Origin of the sequence: Arenimonas sp. GDDSR-1 (assembly GCF_025980345.1) — a bacterium.
GTDB lineage: Bacteria > Pseudomonadota > Gammaproteobacteria > Xanthomonadales > Xanthomonadaceae > Arenimonas.
On sequence record NZ_JAPDUI010000046.1, the window covers coordinates 1 to 14,339 of the forward strand.

The following is a 14,339-nucleotide window of genomic DNA, read 5'->3' on the forward strand; positions in this document are numbered from 1 at the left end:
GAACAGATAGGCATCGCGGGATTTGGCGGTGTCGTAGCAGCTTTTGATCTTGGCCACCGCGCCGCCCATGCCGCTGTCGCGGTACCCCGAGAAGAAGGTGCCGGTGGCGTTGATGGCGATCTGCTGGGTGTCGGAAGCGGCGGATGCCGGCAGTGCGGCAAGCAACAGGCTGGCGGCGAGAACGAGGGGTCGGGTCATGGCGGGGGCTGCCGTTCGGGAACAGCCTCTAGCATAGCCCAATCCGGCGCCGGCTCCCCGTGCTCAAGGTCATGGCGATTTTCACACGGCTGTCATATCGGATTCGTAAAGTAGGCACCGGGCATAGCCCCATTTGCTCACCCCTGATTCGCAACCCGAATCCTTCTGCCGCCCCGAGGCGGCTTTTTTTTGCCCGCGCCACGGGCTGTCATCAAACGGTCATGGTCCAAAGGCATTCTGTGTCCGGGCCGCGGCTTAGACACCCGCCGCCTACTCTCTGGAATGATGGCCTCTATCATTGCCCTTGCCGCCCTTCTGGGCGGTTTTTTTTGCCTGAATCAAGCGCTTGGCGGTCGCTTATGGGTCGGAAAACGCGGTCAAATCGGGTAAAATAGCGGTTTATTGCCCCTGTTTGGAGTTGTCATGACGCACCCCGTTCTCGCCGCCCTCGGCCTTTCCGAAACCGAATCCGGCACCTACCTCGGCCGCGGCGAGTGGTCCAAAACCACCGATGCCGGCGTGCTGGAACCGGTCAACCCGAGCACCGGCGAAGTCATCGGCCGCGTTTACGCCTCCAGCCAGAGCGACTACGACACCCTCATTGCCCGCGCCGAAGAAGCCTATGCCGTCTGGCGCAGCACTCCGGCCCCGAAACGCGGCGAAGCCATTCGCATCTGTGCCGACGCCCTGCGCGCCCACAAAGACGCGCTCGGCTCGCTGGTGGCCTTTGAAATGGGCAAGATCAAGCCGGAAGGCGACGGCGAAGTGCAGGAAATGATCGACATCGGCGATTTCGCCGTGGGCCTGTCGCGCCAGCTGTACGGCCTGACCATGCACTCGGAGCGTCCGGGCCACCGCATGTACGAGCAATACCACCCGATCGGACTGGTCGGCATCATCTCGGCCTTCAATTTCCCGGTGGCGGTCTGGGCCTGGAACGCCTTCCTCGCCGGCGTCTGCGGCGACATCTGCATCTGGAAGCCGTCGCCGAAAACCCCGTTCTCGGCCATCGCCTCGATGAAGATCTGCAACGACGCCCTGCATAAAGCCGGCTTCCCGGATCTGTTCTTCCTGTTCAACGACGCCGGCACCGAAATCGCCCAGAACTTCGTGGACGACAAACGCGTGGCGCTGATCAGCTTCACCGGCTCGACCCACGTCGGCCGCATGGTCGGCGAGCGCGTGGCGCGCCGCATGGGCCGTTCCCTGCTGGAACTGGGCGGCAACAATGCCATCATCGTCGACGAAACCGCCGATCTGAAACTGGCGATTCCGGCCATCGTGTTCGGCGCCGTCGGCACGGCCGGCCAGCGCTGCACCACCACCCGCCGCCTGTTCGTGCATGAAGCCCTGCGCGACGTGGTGGTCGAGAAGCTGGTTGCCGCTTACAAACAAATCGAAACCAAAATCGGCGACCCGACCCTGCCGACCACCCTGATGGGCCCGCTGAATTCGAAAGAAGCCGTGGCGCAGTTCCTGAAAGCCATCGACGGCGCGAAAGCGGCCGGCGGCACCGTGCTGACCGGCGGCGCAGCCATCGAAGGCCGCGGCAATTTCGTGCTGCCGACCATCATCGGCAACATCAAAAACTCCGATGCCGTGGTGCAGGCCGAAACCTTCGCCCCGATCCTGTACGTGATGACCTTCAAGACCCTGGAGGAAGCCATCGCCCTGCAAAATGCCGTGCCGCAAGGCCTGAGCTCGGCCATCTTCACCCAGAACCTGAAAGCCGCGGAAGCCTTCCTGGCCGCCAGCGGTTCCGACTGCGGCATCGCCAACGTCAATATCGGCACCTCCGGCGCCGAGATCGGCGGCGCGTTCGGCGGCGAGAAGGAGACCGGCGGTGGCCGCGAGTCCGGCTCGGACGCCTGGAAGGTGTACATGCGCCGCCAGACCAACACCATCAACTATTCGGATTCGCTGCCGCTGGCGCAAGGCATCAAGTTCGACCTCTGATGTATCCTCTGGCCCGGCCCCTGCTGTTCTGCCTGGACGCCGAGCGTGCGCACACGCTCGGTCTGGCCGCGCTGGAAACCGCCTACCGCACCGGCCTGAATCCGCTGCTGGCGGTCAAGCCCAAGCCCTTGCCGACCAAAGCCTTCGGCATCAGCTTTCCGAACCCGGTCGGCTGCGCCGCCGGGCTGGACAAGAACGGCGAGCACATCGACGCGCTGATGGCGCTCGGTTTCGGTTTCGTGGAAATCGGCACGGTCACGCCGCGCCCGCAGGACGGCAACCCGAAACCGCGCATGTTCCGCCTGAAAGACGAGATGGGCATCATCAACCGGCTCGGTTTCAACAACCACGGCGTCGATGCCCTGGTCAAGAACGTCGAGCGTTCCAAACGCGAAGGCATTCTCGGCATCAATATCGGCAAGAACAAAGACACGCCGAACGAACGCGCCATCGACGACTACCTGCACTGCCTCGAGCGCGTGTACGACTACGCCGACTACATCACGGTCAACATCTCCTCGCCCAACACCCAGGGCCTGCGTGATCTGCAGGGCGAAGAAGCGCTGCGCGTGTTCGTCCACGAACTGCGCGCCGCCCAGGAAGATCTGGCCGCCGTTCGCGGCCATCGCGTGCCGATGCTGGTCAAGATCGCGCCCGATCTGTCGGAAGCGGAAATCGAAGGCATCGCCGGCGTGTTCAACGCCGCCAAACTCGATGGCGTGATTGCCGGCAACACCACCGTCGACCGCAGCATGCTCGGCCCGAACCCGATTGCCGGCCAGGTCGGCGGTCTGTCCGGCAAGCCGCTGTACGAAAAGGCCACGCACACCCTGCGCCGGTTGCGCCTGCATCTGGACAACAGCATCCCGATCATCGGCGTCGGCGGCATTACCGAAGGCGCCGATGCGCTCGGTAAAGTCTCGGCCGGCGCGTCCCTGGTGCAGATTTACACCGGCTTCATCTACCGCGGCCCGGAACTGATCGGCGAGTGCGTCAATGCCATGCGCCGGCGCCGGCTGGGAGAAGGCTGATGCAGCCCCTGCCGTGGGCCGATGACGTCTCGCTGGCAGGCCGCAATACCCTGCACATCGCCGCGCGCGCGGCCGCCATGTGCGATGTCCGCGATCCGTCCCGCATCGGCGAGGCCTTCGATCTGGCCGCGATGAAAGGCCTCGAGGTGCTGGTGCTGGGCGAAGGCAGCAATGTGCTGTTTGCCGCCGACTACCCCGGGCTGGTGCTGTGCCTGACCGGCGACGACTGCAGAATCCTGGAACAGAACGACAGCCAGGCGCTGATCCGCGCCGAAGCCGGCATGCTCTGGAACGAACTGGTGCATTGGACCCTGGCCCGCGGCTGGAACGGCTTGGAGAACATGGCGCTGATCCCGGGCACGGTCGGTGCCTGCCCCATCCAGAACATCGGCGCCTATGGCGCGGAAGTGGGCGAATTCATCGAAACCGTGGAAGCCTTTGACCGCGCCACCGGCCGCATCAAACGCCTGAGCCATGCCGAGTGCGCCTTCGGCTACCGCGACTCACGCTTCAAACGCGAACGCGATCAATGGGTGATTACCGCCGTCGAATTCCGCCTGGATAAAAACCGGCCGTTGAAAATGGCCTACGCCGGCGTTCCGGAAGAACTGGCCGCGATGGGCATTACCGAACCCAAGGCCCTGCATCTTGCCGAAGCCATCAGCCGCATCCGCACCCGCAAGCTGCCGAATCCGGCCTTGATCGGCAATGCCGGAAGCTTCTTCAAAAACCCGATGCTGCCCGATGCCGACGCCGAGGCCCTGAAAGCGGCGCATCCGGAGCTGCCAGTGTTCCCGTCCGGCGTGGACGGCCACAAAAAACTCTCGGCCGCCTGGCTGATTGAAAAAGCCGGCTGGAAAGGCTACCGCGAAGGCGATGCCGGCATCGCCGAGCAGCATGCGCTGGTGCTGGTCAATCACGGCACGGCCAGCGGTGCCGAACTGCTGGCGGTGGCACGCAAAGTCGCCGCGTCGGTGCAGGCGCAATTCGGGGTCGGACTGGAACCGGAACCGCGCATCCTCGGTGCCGATTTTTGATTCCTGACAAACACACGCACCCGACCGCGCGTGCAGTGCTATTGATGCTGTTCAGTACGGTGTTGTTCGGATTGATGGCGGTGGTCATCCGTCTGGCTTCGAAAACCCAGCACCCGTTCGAAATCGCCTTTTTCCGCAATCTGTTCGGACTGCTGTTCACCCTGCCCCTGCTGTTCAAGCACGGCCCGGGCCTGTTGAAAACCTCCAAGCTGCCGCTGTACCTGCTGCGCTGCGCGATCGGCACAGTCGGCATGCTGGCCGGGTTCTGGGCCATCGTACACCTGCCGCTGGCACAGGCCGTCGCGATTTCCTATTCCACGCCGCTGTTCGTGACCATCGGGGCGGTGTGGGTGCTGGGCGAAACCGTCCGCGCCCGACGCTGGGCGGCGGTGTTGATCGGCTTCATCGGCGTCATCATCCTGCTGCATCCGGATGCCGACACCTTTACCGGCGCCAGTCTGGTGGCGCTGCTGGCGGCGGTGATGAGCGCCAGCGTGGCGATTTCCATCAAATTCCTGACCCGCACCGAAAGCCCGGATGCCATCGTGGTGTTCACCACCGCCCTGTGGGTGCCGATGTCGTTGGTGCCGGCCCTGCTGTTCTGGCAGACGCCCTCGGGCATCACCTGGCTGTGGCTGCTGCTGGCCGGCCTGTTCGGCACCGTGGCGCACATGTGCTGGACGCGTGCCCTGCAGCTCGGCGATGCCTCCATCCTCACCCCGATCAGCTTCATGCAGGTGCTGGTGGTCGGCGTGTTCGGCTGGTGGCTGTTCGATGAAAGCGTCGACCGCTATACCCTGATCGGGGCGCTGATCATCTTCGGCTCCAACCTGTATCTGGCGCACCGGGAAATCACCCGCGCCAAACCGGCGGTCACCGATCCGGAGATCTTCTCGGACACCCTGCAGCGTTGACGGACGCCGGTGCCGGCTTATACTGGCGGCATGAACCGACACTTCGCCCAGATTATTCCCGTCCTGTTGCTGCTGGCCGCCTGCGCCGGCACGGAGAAACCCATGCCTGCAACCCAAGCCGTGGTCACCGGCACGGCAACCTACCGCGAACGCCTGATGCTGCCACCCGAAGCGGAACTGACTGCCACCCTGGAAGACGTGTCGCTGGCCGATGCGCCCTCGGTGACGCTGGGCGAAGTGCGCATGAAAACCGATCACGCGCCGCCCTACGCATTCAGCATCCCCTACGATCCGGCCGAAATCCAGGCACAAAACGTCTATGCGGTGCGCGTCCAGATCACGCTGGACGGCAAGTTGCTGATGGTCAGCGATACGCACACCCCGGTGCTGACCCGCGGCGCTCCCGACCGCGCCGAACTATTGCTGAAAATGCTGCCGCCCAGCCAGCCTTAGGGCATCCGCATCTTCGATTCGGTTACACTGACGCTTCATCGTTCCGGGGAATGTCATGTCGAAAATTCTGCTCTTGGGCCTGTTGGCCGTCATCGCGATCTGGGCCGTCATGGCCTACAACGGTCTGGTCACCCTGAAACACAGTGTGTCCAAAGCCTGGGCCAACATCGATGTGCTGCTCAAGCAACGGCACGACGAACTGCCCAAGCTGGTGGAAGTCTGCAAACAGTACGCGCAGTTCGAGCAGAGCACCCTGGAAAAGGTCATGCAGGCCCGTTCGGCCGTATTCAGCGCCAGCCAGAGCCGCAACATCGAAGCGCTCGGCACGGCTGAAGCCCAGCTGCGCTCCGGCATCGGCCAGATCAATGCCGTGGCCGAAGCCTATCCGGAACTGAAAGCCAACGAAAACTTCCGTCACCTGCTCGGCCGCATCACCGATCTGGAAAACACCATCGCCGACCGCCGCGAGTTCTACAACGAGTCGGTCAACCTCAATAACGTGCGCATCGAACATTTCCCGGACACCCTCATCGCCCGTCTGTTCGGCTTCGGCCCGTTCAAGCTGATGAAATTCACCAGCGCGCAGACCGAAGACGTGGATGTGGGCAAACTGTTCGGCCGCTGACGCCAGCCATGCTGCCGCTTCGGCTTGCCAGCCTTACCGACGCTTCCCTGGACAGCCCGCTGCTGTTGCGGGAAACCGGACTGGCCGCGGCCAGCGCCTGCATCCTTTATCTTGCCCTGCGCTTCCAGCAACCCTGGATGGCCTTTGGCGCCGCCGCACTCAGTCTGTTTGCCTGGTCCAGGACCCGCGGCCACTACCGGCAGATCGCCGACATTCCGACCGCACGCATCGCCTCGGCGCCGCAGGGCTACATCGAGCTCACCGGGCAAGGCGATCTGCTGCCGGAGTACCCCATCGTCAGTCCGCTGACCGGCCTGCCCTGCCTGTGGTATGAATACCGGGTGGAACGCGGTGATGGCCAGGAGCGCGAAACCGTGCGTTCCGGCGTCAGTGAATGGCCGTTTCTGCTCAGCGACGGCAGCGGACGGGTGCTGGTGGAAACCCTGGACGCCCGGGTGATCAGCCGGCACACCCAGCAGTGGCAGCGCGGCGAGGAATATTTCACTGAAACGGTGCTGCTCAAACAGGAAGCGCTGTACGTACTCGGCGAGCATACGCATCCGGCTGCCGATGCCGGAAACAGCGCATTGGACCGGCAACGCAACGCCATTCTCAGTGAGTGGAAGAGCGATCAACAGGCCCTGATCGAACGCTTCGATACCGACCGCAATGGCCGGATCGATGCCCAGGAATGGGAAAACGCCCGGCAGGCCGCACAACAACAGGCGATGACCGGCGGCGACACGGTAGCCCGGCGCGACGCCATCATCCGTAAACCACCTTATGACCGACCGTTCCTGATTTCCAATTATTCCGCCAAGGAATTGGCCGGGCGCTTCCGGCGCTGGTCCTGGCTGCATCTGGGGATTTTCTTTGCCGCCCTGGTACTGGCGGCCTGGTAAATCACGCCCGCTTGTATTTGTTCTCGACGTAGGCGTCGATCAATGCGGTGAATTCCTGGGCGATGTTGTCGCCGCGCAGGGTCAGCTTCTTTTCGCCATCGATGAACACCGGCGCGGCCGGCGCTTCGCCGGTACCCGGCAGCGAAATGCCGATGTCGGCATGCTTGGATTCGCCCGGTCCGTTGACCACGCAGCCCATCACCGCCAGGGTCAGATGTTCGGCGCCGGGATGGCTGATTTTCCATTCCGGCATTTTCGCCCGCACATGCTCCTGCACCGATTTGGCCAGTTCCTGGAAGAATTCCGAGGTGGTCCGGCCGCAGCCTGGGCAGGCGGTGACCAAGGGGGTAAAGGCGCGCAGGCCCATGGTCTGCAGCAGTTCCTGCGCCACGATCACTTCCTGCGTGCGCGAGGCGCCCGGTTCCGGGGTCAACGAGATGCGGATGGTGTCGCCGATGCCTTCCTGCAGCAATACCGCCAGCGCGGCGGTGGACGCGACGATGCCCTTGCTGCCCATGCCGGCTTCGGTCAGGCCCAGATGCAGCGGATAGCTGCAGCGCCTGGCCAGATCGCGGTACACCGCGATCAGTTCCTGCACGCCGGAAACCTTCGCCGACAGGATGATGCGGTCGTGCGGCATGCCGAGCTGTTCGGCCTGCGCCGCCGAATCCAGCGCCGAACGCACCAAGGCTTCCTGCAACACCCGTGCCGCGCTCCAGGGCTCGGTGCGCGTGGCGTTTTCATCCATCATCTGTTGCGCCAGGGCCTGATCGAGAGAGCCCCAGTTGACGCCGATGCGGACCGGTTTGGCGTAACGGTTGGCCAGATCGATGATGGCGCCGAACTGGCTGTCGCGTTTCTTGCCGAAGCCGACATTGCCCGGATTGATGCGGTATTTGGCCAGACGCTCGGCGCAGGCCGGTTCGGCGGTGAGCAGCTGATGGCCGTTGTAATGGAAGTCGCCGACGATCGGCACCTCGATGCCCATCATCGCCAGCTTGTCGGCGATATGCGGCAGGGCTTTGGCCGATTCCGGATTGTTGACGGTGACCCGGACGATCTCGGAACCGGCGCGCCAGAGCTGGGCGATCTGCTTGACGCTGCCGGCAATGTCGGCGGTATCGGTATTGGTCATCGACTGCACCACGATCGGTGCACCGCCGCCCACGGTCACGCGGCCGATGTTGACGGCATGGCAGGTACGGCGGGGAATCGGGGAATCGCTCTGCATGGAAATCGGCCTGCTCAGTTCTGCTCGATGAGCAGGGTGTAATCGATGTTGACGGCCAGTGCGGTGGTTTCGGTCAACACGGTTTCCATGCCGCGCGGCGCCTCGATGCGGTAGGGCTCGAAGCCGTACAGCACCTCCAGCCGGGGTGAATTCTGCTCAATGCGTCCGGAAATCAGGAAAGCGCGCGGCAGCCCTTCGTCCAAAGGCTGGATTTCAAGCGCGCGCAGCAGTTGCCCGGCATGCCCGCCCAGAACCGGGCGCAGGGCGAGCGCGGTGCAACGGCGGGTCAGCAGTTCAATGCCGGCAGTGACCGCGCCATCGGCTTCATAACGCAGCCAACGGATCACGCCAAGCATCCAATCCGGTTCGGCGATGCCCGGCGCGGCGCCGTTGAGGCCGACCACTTCGCCGATGCGCGCACGCGGCGCCTGGCCGGCATCCCACTGCAGCCGATAGCCGCCGAGACTGTGATCGAGCACGGTAGCCTCCAGCATGCGGTGGCTCGGTGTTTCACCGGAATCCAGCCAGTCGGCGGCGGTGCTGATGCCCTGCCCGCCCATCCGCGACAGATTCTGGATATAGGTTTCGAAGTCGATCCGTCCGGCGGCGAAGAAATGCACGCCGCTGAGCCCGACCACCGTGTCCATCCGGTATTCGCCGTAAATGCGCGCGGCGCTGCGGGCCGACGCCTGGCCCAGGGCGCGCAGCATGCGTTTGACCAGCGCGGTGCGCATCGGCAGCGTGCGGCCATCGGGCAGCAGCACCGGAGACATGCCGCCGTTGGCACTGACCGATTCGGTCAGCACGTGATAGAAGGCATCGAATTCAAGGAAGCCGCCCGCGGCGGTTTCGGCACTGCCTTCATCGCGCGGCAATTGTGCACTGTGGTCGGAGGCGGCCACCGCGCAGACCGTGCAGCGCGGCGCCAGAGCATCGGCAATGGCTTTGATCTGTTCCAGCTCCGGCGGGCTGAAGGCCAGCGGATTGACCAGCGCCAACAGCACGGTTTGCACGAACAGATCGTGCGGACGGGCGGTCACTTGCGCCGGACCGTCTTCCACCGCCTGATTATTCAGTTTGACCGAAACCGCATATCGGTAACAGGCCTGCATGGCCGACCAGATGCCTGCCGGCGGCGTCCGGTAGAGTTTCCAGCTCAGCAGCAGGACCTGCTGGTAATGCCACAGACTGTGGGCGATGCACGCCGCCGCATTGCCGGAGCGCATCATCGGAATATCGCCTTCCGGATGGCACAGTTCGACCACGGCCCGGCGGTAGCTTTCGGCCATGGCATGATGCAGGAACAGGGCGTGATCGGCCTTGACCAGACGATCGCTGATCAGCGGCAGCGGACTGCCGAGAAACTGGCGGTCCAGACCCTTGATGCAGTCGACCACGGCCGGCCGCAGGGCCTCCATCAGATTGAAGCGGGTCGCGCCCAGATTCTTGCGGAACAGGGATCGGGACAGGGCGCCGCCGAGCAATTCCGCGGTTTTCAGCAGGTCGGTACGGGGCAGAACCTCGACCCATTTGCCGATGGAGCGGACATCCGAGGGCAGTTCCACCGACGCGCCCCGCGCCTCGATGGTGAACCCCCGCAGCAGTTCCTGATAGGCCTCGGACATCAACTTCTCCTCAAGCCGATAGTTTAATGGAAATCGCGGAATTCCGCGCAGTCGGGTATCCTAGTCGGGTGAGCTCTCTCCTTTCTCCCGCCGCCGAGCGCCGCGTCTTCAAGCCGGCACAGCTCAATGCGCTGGCCCGTGACCTGTTGGAATCCAACTTCAGCCAGATCTGGCTGGAAGGTGAGGTCAGCAATCTGTCGCGGCCGGCCTCCGGCCACCTGTATTTCAGCCTGAAAGACACGAGCGCCCAGGTGCGCTGCGCCATGTTCCGCAACCGCGCCATGCTGTTGCCGGCGCCGATCAAAGACGGCCAGCTGGTGCTGGTGCGGGCGCGGGTCACCCTGTACGAAGCCCGGGGGGATTATCAGCTGTCGGTTGAATCCATCGAACCGGCCGGGCAAGGCGCCCTGCAATTGGCCTTTGAACGCCTGAAGGCCAAGTTGGATGCCGAAGGTCTGTTCGCCGCCGCCCGCAAACGCACGCTTCCGCTCTGGCTGAAACGATTGGGCTTGATCACCTCGCCCCGCGGCGCCGCGGTTCACGATGTGCTGAGCGTCCTGCAGCGCCGGTTTCCGCTGCTGCCGGTCGAGCTGTGGCCGGTACCGGTTCAGGGTGCCGAGGCTGCCGCTGAAATCCGGGCCGCGCTTCAGGCCGCGCTCGCCAGCGGTCGCTACGATGCGATTTTGATCACCCGCGGCGGCGGCTCGCTGGAAGATCTGTGGCCGTTCAACGATGAGGCCTTGGTGCGCGCGGTGGCCGACGCCCCGATACCGGTGGTCTCGGCCATCGGCCACGAGGTGGATTTCAGTCTGCTTGATTTCGCCGCCGATTTGCGTGCACCCACGCCCTCGGCAGCGGCAGAACTGCTGTCGCCGGATGCCGGTGAACTGCAACGGCGCCTGAAGCTGCTGGCACAGAAACTGCATGATGCCATGCGCAACCGCTTGCAGACCGCCGCCCAACGCAACGACACCGCCCTGCTCCGCTTGCAGGCCAACCGGCCGGCGCAGCGCCTGCACCATGGCAGACAACAGTTGCAGGCCCTGAGCGTGCGCCTGCAACACGCCATGCAACAGCGTCTGGCGACACCGGCACAACGTTTGCGTCTGGCGGCCCATCGGCTCGACCGGACCGGACCGCAAACCCGCATCGCCTTGCAACGCGCCGGCATTGCCGCACTGCAGCAACAGCTGCACCGTCATCTGCAGCGCAGCATGGATAAGCGCCTGTCGCGCGTCAAACAGGCCGGTATCGGCCTGAACGCGCTCAGCCCGCTGGCGACTCTGGCCCGCGGTTACAGCATCCTGCGCGACGCGCGGGGCCGCGTCATCGTGCGGCCGCAACAGGTGATGGCCGGCGAAACGGTCAACGCACACCTCAGCGAAGGCCAACTGCGCCTGCGGGTCGATACCGATGAATGATGCGCCCGCAACGGCCAGTCGGCCGATCAACACCCTGAAAGGCCTGCTGCCGTTCCTGAAACCGCATCGGCAGCTGCTGGTGTTCTGGCTGCTGGCCTTGTCGCTGTCTTCCAGTGCAACCTTGTTCTTCCCGGTCGCCATCAAACATCTGGTCGATCAGGGCTTTTCCAAAAACGGGGACATCGACCGCTGGTTCCTGCTGCTTTTCGGGGTGGCCTCGCTGCTGGCCCTGGCCACCGCGGCGCGGTTTTATTTCGTCTCCCTGCTCGGCGAACGTGTCATCGCCGATCTGCGCAAACAGCTGTATGCGCACCTGATCCGGCTCGATCAGCGCTTCTTCCATGAAACCCGTTCCGGCGAACTGATCTCGCGGCTGTCGGCTGATGCCGAACTGCTGCGCACGGTGCTCGGTTCGAGCATGTCGATCGCCCTGCGCAGCGCCATTACCGTGATCGGCAGCGCGGTGATGATGGTGATCACCAACCCGCGGCTGGGCGCCTATGTGCTGATCGGCATTCCGCTGATGGTGCTGCCGATGGTGCTTTCCGGGCGCGGGGTCCGCGGCGCCTCGAAAAACAGCCAGGACCGTCTGGCCGATGCCAATGCCCGTGCCAGTGAAACCTTCAATGCCGTGCACACCGTGCAGAGCTTCGTGCGCGAAGGTTACGAAACCGGACGCTTCACCGCCGCCATCGATTTCGCTTTAGCCGCCGCCCGCAAACGCATCGGTCTGCAGTCGACGCTGACCGCGTTCGCCATCCTGATCATCTTCGGCGGCATCACCCTGATTCTGTGGTCCGGCGCGCGCAGCGTGGTGTCCGGCAGCATGAGCGCCGGCACCCTGACCCAATTCGTGTTCTACGCCATGATCGGCGCCGGCTCGGTCGGTGCCTTGGCGGAAGTCTGGGCTGAAGTGCAGCGCGCCGCCGGCGGCATGAGCCGCATCGCCGATCTTTTCAAGGAACAGAGTGCGCTGGCGGTAAGCGCTCCGGCACAGGCTATCGACGGCCGGCAGCCGATCCGTTTCGAACAGGTCGAGTTCCGCTATCCGAGCCGACCGGACGACACGGCCCTGCACGATTTCAGTCTGGAGATCAGGCCCGGTGAAACCGTGGCCTTGGTCGGCCCGTCCGGCGCCGGCAAGAGCACCGTGTTCCAACTGCTGCTGCGCTTTTATGACCCGCAACAGGGCGTCATCCGCTTGGGGGATGCGCCGCTGCCCGCGCTGGCACTGGCCGACCTGCGCCGCCAGATCGCCATCGTGCCGCAGGACCCGGTGATTTTCGGCGGTAGCGCCCGCGATAACATCCGTTACGGCAATCTGGACGCCGATGACGATGCGGTCAAACGGGCCTGCATCGCGGCCGAAGCCTGGGAGTTCATCCAGGCCCTGCCTGAGGGACTGGACAGCGAACTCGGCGAGCATGGCGCGCGTCTTTCCGGCGGCCAACAGCAACGCATCGTGATTGCCCGCGCCCTGCTCAAGGATGCACCGATTCTGCTGCTGGACGAGGCCACCAGCGCGCTTGACGCGCAATCCGAACGCGCCGTCCAAGTCGCACTCGAACACCTGATGCAGGGCCGGACCACGCTGGTCATCGCGCACCGCCTGGCGACCGTGCTGAAAGCCGACCGGATCGTGGTGATGGACAAAGGGCGGGTGATCGCCACGGGCACCCACCAAAGCCTGATGGCCGAGAACGGACTGTACGCCGAACTGGCCCGTCTGCAATTCCAGCAAACGGAACTTTGAACCCGGCGCATTCAATGCTAGGGTAAGCGCATTCCCCGCGAACCGCCGCCATGCCGATACGCCGCGCCTTACTGCTGTTCGCCATAGTGTCTGTCATCCGCCCGGCGCTGGCAGCCCCCGATGCCGCCGTTCTGCAGCAGGCCTTGGCCCGGAATCTGCCGGAACCGGCAGTGCAGGCGCTGGCCGCCATACCCGACCCGGGCCGGAAGTTATTGGCGGCCCGAAGTTATTACCGGGCTCAAGCCTCGCTCGAAAAGCGCTGGAGTTGGAGCGAAGCCCGGATCCAGGCCTATGAAGGTTCAGCCGAACAGAAACAGCTGCTGGCCGAAATCGCACGCATTGGCGAACACTTCAGCAGCGTCAACCCAGGCTACAGTCTGTATGCCAATACCAAAGTCCGTAGCCTCGACAGGCAAATTGCGGTCTGGAACGAAAACGCTTCCGTCGGCAGCGCATCGGCCCAGCTGATGTCCGCACTGGATGCCGATGCCGGCATGAAAATCGAGGCCGGCAATCCGCAACTGCCCACACAGTTGAAATCCTGGCTGGGCGCGCACAGTCCCGCACCGGGGCCGAATGTGGCCGCACCGGGACTTTCGGCCCACGGCCAGATGCATGCGGTCGATTTCCAGATTTCACAGAACGGCAGCCTGATTGCCCCGGCTGACAGCGCCAAAGTCGCGACGGTGTGGCGCGCGCAGGGCTGGGACGCTAAACTGAAGGCCAGCATCAAAGCCGCCGGCCCGGCCTTCGAAGGGCCGCTGACCTCGCCCGATGAACCGTGGCACTATAGTTACAGCCCTGCCCATGAGGAGACCGGCCATGTTGAAATCTCTCCGTAATCCGTTTCTGGCGGTTATCCTGCTGGCCATCACGGCCTGCGCCGGCACCGCCGAAACCCCGGCCCCCGCACCCGATCCGCTGGCCGGAACCCGCTGGCAGCTGGTCGATATCCAGTACATGGATGACACCACGGTGAAACCGGATGTGGCCGGCAACTATGTGCTGAGCTTCGGCACTGACGGCAACGTCAGCATCAAAGCCGACTGCAACATGCTCGGCGGCACCTACACCTATATGACGCCCTCCGGTCTGACCTTCGGGCCGTTGCGCAGCACCATGGCGTTCTGCGGCGAAAAGTCGCTGTACAACCGCTTCACCAAGGACATGCCCTTCGTGCGCTCGTTCGTGAT

14 protein-coding genes are annotated in these 14,339 nt (G+C 64.1%); 11 read left to right on the top strand and 3 right to left on the bottom strand.

The features are described from left to right. On the bottom strand, nucleotides 1–198 hold a 198-nt coding region (locus Q0W88_RS07915), incomplete at its 3' end, for a hypothetical protein (RefSeq protein WP_297801901.1). 423 nt (nucleotides 199–621) lie between these two features. On the opposite strand from Q0W88_RS07915, the gene Q0W88_RS07920 reads away from it, so the two are divergent. The 7 genes from Q0W88_RS07920 to Q0W88_RS07950 all read left to right on the top strand — a co-directional run bounded on the left by Q0W88_RS07920 (nucleotide 622) and on the right by Q0W88_RS07950 (nucleotide 7,116). After that, nucleotides 622–2,154, top strand: coding sequence for an aldehyde dehydrogenase family protein (locus tag Q0W88_RS07920; protein WP_297801903.1), 1,533 nt, complete (start codon nucleotides 622–624; stop codon nucleotides 2,152–2,154). Then, nucleotides 2,154–3,185, top strand: a complete 1,032-nt coding sequence (locus Q0W88_RS07925; RefSeq protein WP_297801905.1) for a quinone-dependent dihydroorotate dehydrogenase — start codon at nucleotides 2,154–2,156, stop codon at nucleotides 3,183–3,185. Before Q0W88_RS07920 ends, Q0W88_RS07925 begins: the two co-directional genes overlap by 1 nt. Next, nucleotides 3,185–4,222 (top strand): UDP-N-acetylmuramate dehydrogenase, encoded by a 1,038-nt coding sequence (gene murB / locus Q0W88_RS07930; RefSeq protein ID WP_297801907.1) that lies wholly within the window; start codon nucleotides 3,185–3,187, stop codon nucleotides 4,220–4,222. Before Q0W88_RS07925 ends, murB begins: the two co-directional genes overlap by 1 nt. A gap of 44 nt (nucleotides 4,223–4,266) precedes the next feature. Further along, nucleotides 4,267–5,136 (top strand): DMT family transporter, encoded by an 870-nt coding sequence (locus tag Q0W88_RS07935; protein ID WP_297801926.1) that lies wholly within the window; start codon nucleotides 4,267–4,269, stop codon nucleotides 5,134–5,136. Nucleotides 5,137–5,238: 102 nt separating this feature from the next. Beyond that, nucleotides 5,239–5,589: a YbaY family lipoprotein gene (locus Q0W88_RS07940; protein WP_297801909.1), complete on the top strand. Its 351-nt coding sequence runs from the start codon at nucleotides 5,239–5,241 to the stop codon at nucleotides 5,587–5,589. A 55-nt stretch (nucleotides 5,590–5,644) separates the two neighbouring features. Next, nucleotides 5,645–6,214, top strand: a complete 570-nt coding sequence (locus tag Q0W88_RS07945; RefSeq protein WP_297801910.1) for a LemA family protein — start codon at nucleotides 5,645–5,647, stop codon at nucleotides 6,212–6,214. 8 nt (nucleotides 6,215–6,222) lie between these two features. Beyond that, nucleotides 6,223–7,116 carry a hypothetical protein gene (locus Q0W88_RS07950; RefSeq protein ID WP_297801912.1) on the top strand — a complete coding sequence of 298 codons (894 nt, stop codon included), beginning with the start codon at nucleotides 6,223–6,225 and terminating at the stop codon, nucleotides 7,114–7,116. A gap of 1 nt (nucleotide 7,117) precedes the next feature. Here Q0W88_RS07950 and ispG read toward each other — a convergent pair whose 3' ends face one another. Both ispG and Q0W88_RS07960 read right to left on the bottom strand, forming a co-directional pair. After that, nucleotides 7,118–8,347 (bottom strand): flavodoxin-dependent (E)-4-hydroxy-3-methylbut-2-enyl-diphosphate synthase, encoded by a 1,230-nt coding sequence (gene ispG / locus Q0W88_RS07955; protein ID WP_297801914.1) that lies wholly within the window; start codon nucleotides 8,345–8,347, stop codon nucleotides 7,118–7,120. Nucleotides 8,348–8,361: 14 nt separating this feature from the next. Then, a complete protein-coding gene (locus Q0W88_RS07960) occupies nucleotides 8,362–9,972 on the bottom strand; it encodes a hypothetical protein (RefSeq protein WP_297801916.1) in 1,611 nt (536 codons plus the stop codon). A 68-nt stretch (nucleotides 9,973–10,040) separates the two neighbouring features. Here Q0W88_RS07960 and xseA point away from each other — a divergent pair, with 68 nt between their 5' ends. The 4 genes from xseA to Q0W88_RS07980 all read left to right on the top strand — a co-directional run. Continuing rightward, nucleotides 10,041–11,393, top strand: a complete 1,353-nt coding sequence (gene xseA / locus Q0W88_RS07965) for an exodeoxyribonuclease VII large subunit (RefSeq protein ID WP_297801918.1) — start codon at nucleotides 10,041–10,043, stop codon at nucleotides 11,391–11,393. After that, entirely contained in the window at nucleotides 11,386–13,146 is a 1,761-nt protein-coding gene (locus Q0W88_RS07970) for an ABC transporter transmembrane domain-containing protein (RefSeq protein ID WP_297801920.1), read from the top strand. Before xseA ends, Q0W88_RS07970 begins: the two co-directional genes overlap by 8 nt. Nucleotides 13,147–13,196: 50 nt before the next feature. Then, nucleotides 13,197–13,988, top strand: a complete 792-nt coding sequence (locus tag Q0W88_RS07975; RefSeq protein ID WP_297801922.1) for a hypothetical protein — start codon at nucleotides 13,197–13,199, stop codon at nucleotides 13,986–13,988. Next, on the top strand, nucleotides 13,969–14,339 hold a 371-nt coding region (locus Q0W88_RS07980; RefSeq protein WP_297801924.1), incomplete at its 3' end, for an META domain-containing protein. The genes Q0W88_RS07975 and Q0W88_RS07980, both read left to right, overlap by 20 nt.

Coding starts and splice junctions, on each gene's coding strand:
- Q0W88_RS07920 (WP_297801903.1), top strand. CDS start 622: ATGACGCACCCCGTTCTCGCCGCCCTCGGCCTTTCCGAAACCGAATCC.
- Q0W88_RS07925 (WP_297801905.1), top strand. CDS start 2,154: ATGTATCCTCTGGCCCGGCCCCTGCTGTTCTGCCTGGACGCCGAGCGT.
- murB (WP_297801907.1), top strand. CDS start 3,185: ATGCAGCCCCTGCCGTGGGCCGATGACGTCTCGCTGGCAGGCCGCAAT.
- Q0W88_RS07935 (WP_297801926.1), top strand. CDS start 4,267: ATGCTGTTCAGTACGGTGTTGTTCGGATTGATGGCGGTGGTCATCCGT.
- Q0W88_RS07940 (WP_297801909.1), top strand. CDS start 5,239: ATGCCTGCAACCCAAGCCGTGGTCACCGGCACGGCAACCTACCGCGAA.
- Q0W88_RS07945 (WP_297801910.1), top strand. CDS start 5,645: ATGTCGAAAATTCTGCTCTTGGGCCTGTTGGCCGTCATCGCGATCTGG.
- Q0W88_RS07950 (WP_297801912.1), top strand. CDS start 6,223: ATGCTGCCGCTTCGGCTTGCCAGCCTTACCGACGCTTCCCTGGACAGC.
- ispG (WP_297801914.1), bottom strand. CDS start 8,347: ATGCAGAGCGATTCCCCGATTCCCCGCCGTACCTGCCATGCCGTCAAC.
- Q0W88_RS07960 (WP_297801916.1), bottom strand. CDS start 9,972: ATGTCCGAGGCCTATCAGGAACTGCTGCGGGGGTTCACCATCGAGGCG.
- Q0W88_RS07970 (WP_297801920.1), top strand. CDS start 11,386: ATGAATGATGCGCCCGCAACGGCCAGTCGGCCGATCAACACCCTGAAA.
- Q0W88_RS07975 (WP_297801922.1), top strand. CDS start 13,197: ATGCCGATACGCCGCGCCTTACTGCTGTTCGCCATAGTGTCTGTCATC.